The sequence below is a fragment of the Streptococcus sp. 1004_SSPC genome, assembly GCF_001069025.1.
Lineage (GTDB): Bacteria > Bacillota > Bacilli > Lactobacillales > Streptococcaceae > Streptococcus > Streptococcus vestibularis.
Map to the genome: position 1 here is coordinate 1 of NZ_JWGQ01000108.1, position 2,793 is coordinate 2,793.

Genomic DNA, 2,793 nt, shown 5'->3' on the forward strand with positions numbered 1-2,793 from the left:
CAGAAATCGGTAATTCGTTAGAATTCGATTTCGTCGTCCCACCTCCGCACAGTTGAGTAGGGCAGTAAAAGCTGATGAAATCAGCGTAGTAGAGCCCACTCAACCACTGCGTCTTGCTCGACAATCCAAAAACAATAAAGAGGCTAGGACTTTTGTCCCAGCCTCATAATTTTGAGAAATATTAGTAAAATCCATTTGATGTCGAGAAAGAGAATGACAAACAAGTGATTGTCTTGTCTGAAGAGACGAAAGAACGGATAACGGGTGATTTGTTTGAGGGACTTTATCGGAAACGACAGATTGGATTTGGCAAACTCTTCAAGACTATCAAGAAAGAATTAGACTTAGATGATGTCGAAGATGGTAATCTTGTTCAGACTGGAGAGGATAGTCAAGAAGTATCGCGAGGTCAGGAAATTGTAGCCGTTTGGAATTGGCAGAGAAAGAATTATTTTTTACAGTAACTAAGAAATATGTTAGTCAGTTTTATTATTAGGTGTATTTAATTTGCTGTAGTAATTGACAATTACGGCTGATAAGCATCCAAAAAAAATAAGTCCATATACAGTTAAAAAGACGCTAGTAATACGTCCGATTAGAGTAGTAGCTAGTATATCTCCGTAACCTACTGTTGTTGATGTGACAAAAGCATACCATAGTCCATCCCAGTAATTACTTATTTGAGGTTCAACTAATAAAAGTATTCCTCCTGAAATAAAAATAAAACTTACAAAACTTATCAAAAATTGATTAAATCCTGTAACTTTTATAATATGAAATAGAGTATTTAAACGTTTCATTTGGTTCTCCTTTGTTATAGTGTTAATGAAAATTATAGCATACAAAAAGTGTCTAAATATGTATTTTAGAAACTTTTTATATTAATTTTTATTATGTTTTCTTGATAGTAAGCCTCTATCGTTACAAGCTCGTTTGTGGTAAGATGAGTATAGGTCATTTATGTTAGTTCCTTTCAGACAAATGTGGTGTTTATCTGAGCCTAACATAGGCTTTTTCTGTCTAGCTTAATTTTACAAATTGGGTTATTTATTCTTCATAAGATTTGAAGGGTTGATCTTTTTTAGGGTATCGTGTCGGTGTGATTGACAGTCCCATCTTGTCTTTTTCGTGTAGCAATTCAATGACTAGGGAAACCATGATCAGTACCATGATGAGTGAAAATGGAAAGGCTACGATAATCAGCGTATTTTGCAAGGCTACTAAGCCCCCTGAAAGAAGTAAGACGATGGCAATAGTCGCAAGGAGTACGCCCCAGAAGATTTTAAGGTTATTCTTTGGTTTGAGATTCCCATCATCAGAGAGCATAGCTAGCACATAGGTCGCAGAGTCTGCTGACGTGATAAAGAAGGTAATGATCAAGATGATGGCAACAACGGAGGCAATAAAACCAAATGGCAGTTGACTGAAGGTTGCAAACAAGGTCTGCTCACTTGGAAACTGTGTTAAATCTACATTTCCAAGTGATTGAACATGCGTTGAAAGTGTTCCAAAGGTAGAAAACCATAAAAAGCTTAATACAGTCGGTGCTAATAAGACGATGGATAGAAATTGTCTGATACTACGTCCTTTAGAAATTCTGGCAATAAAAACTCCCACGAATGGTGACCAAGAAATCCACCAAGCCCAATAGAAAATCGTCCAAGTATTGATCCAGTCACGATTGTATTGACCAAAGGAACCAGCACTGAAACTCATACGGAAGAAATTGGAAATATACAGTCCGATACTATCGGTCAAGGTATTAAAAATCTGGACTGTGGGACCGATGATTATGGTGATGGCGAGTAGTCCAACCGCTAAAATAAGATTGGTGTTTGATAAGATTTTTACCCCTTTTCCAAGACCAGAAAGGGCTGAAATGGTAAAGAGGATGGTTGTGATAATTATGATAATAACTTGCACAAGGGCATTGTTTGGAATACCAAAGAGGTAGTTGAGTCCCCCATTGATTTGGGCTGCCCCAAAACCAAGAGTGGTTGCCACCCCGATAACAGTAGCGACCACTGTAATCGTATCTACGATCTTACCAAGGCTACCGTTTGTTTTTTTACCAAACAAGGGCTTTAAGGTAACCGATAAAAGATATTTCTCTTTTTTTCGGAAACCAAAGTAGGCAAGGGCCAGGGCGATTAAAGCATATATTGCCCAGGCATGGATGCCCCAGTGAAAGAAAGTGTAACGGAAAGCATCGGCTAAGGCTTCCTGCGACCCTGGGGTAGCTCGTACCGTTGAAATGGCATAATGGGATAAGGGCTCTGCGGCACCGTAGAAGACAAGGCCGATTCCCATTCCAGCAGAAAATATCATGGCAATCCAAGAGATAGTAGAGTGTTCAGGCACCGAATTGGGTTCCCCCAGTTTGATTTGCCCAACGGGACTAACCAGGAAAAAGCCACAAAGTAGAACGATTGACGTGACCAGTAATAAGTAAAACCAGCCAAGTTTATCTGAAATAACTTCCCTTAGTTGTTCTGACCAAACTTGGTAGCCGTCAGGCATAACAATACCAAGAAGGACCAGGATAGCCAGTAGCACAAAAGAGGTTTTTAAGACCGGCGTTAAATTTTTAGTTGACATAAAATCTCCTTTCATTCTCTACCATTATATCAAAAATGATAATAACTTAAAAATGAGGGGAGATTAGATAACACCCAGCTAGTTATAATTTTTAGTTGATTAACTAGAGACGTTTAAGAACCTAAATTGTCAAATTAAGTTAGACTTTTCAAGTAACTCAGAAAAACTTGGTAGGGTGATTGATAATTCAATGAT

General features: G+C 38.2%; 3 protein-coding genes. 1 reads left to right on the forward strand and 2 read right to left on the reverse strand.

Features of this window, described 5'->3' with window-relative positions:
• The first annotated feature begins 224 nt into the window (after positions 1-224).
• The gene (locus ADF62_RS08035; protein WP_002885362.1) at positions 225-464 is read left to right on the forward strand and encodes a protein rep; all 240 of its coding nucleotides are present in this window, start codon (positions 225-227) and stop codon (positions 462-464) included.
• A 12-nt stretch (positions 465-476) separates the two neighbouring features.
• Here ADF62_RS08035 and ADF62_RS08040 read toward each other — a convergent pair whose 3' ends face one another.
• Together ADF62_RS08040 and ADF62_RS08045 are read right to left on the reverse strand one after the other, a co-directional pair.
• Positions 477-845: a potassium channel family protein gene (locus tag ADF62_RS08040; protein WP_080551210.1), complete on the reverse strand. Its 369-nt coding sequence runs from the start codon at positions 843-845 to the stop codon at positions 477-479.
• Between the two features lie 202 nt (positions 846-1,047).
• On the reverse strand, positions 1,048-2,598 hold the full coding sequence (locus tag ADF62_RS08045; RefSeq protein ID WP_002885312.1) for a BCCT family transporter: 1,551 nt from the start codon (positions 2,596-2,598) through the stop codon (positions 1,048-1,050).
• Positions 2,599-2,793: the final 195 nt, after the last annotated feature.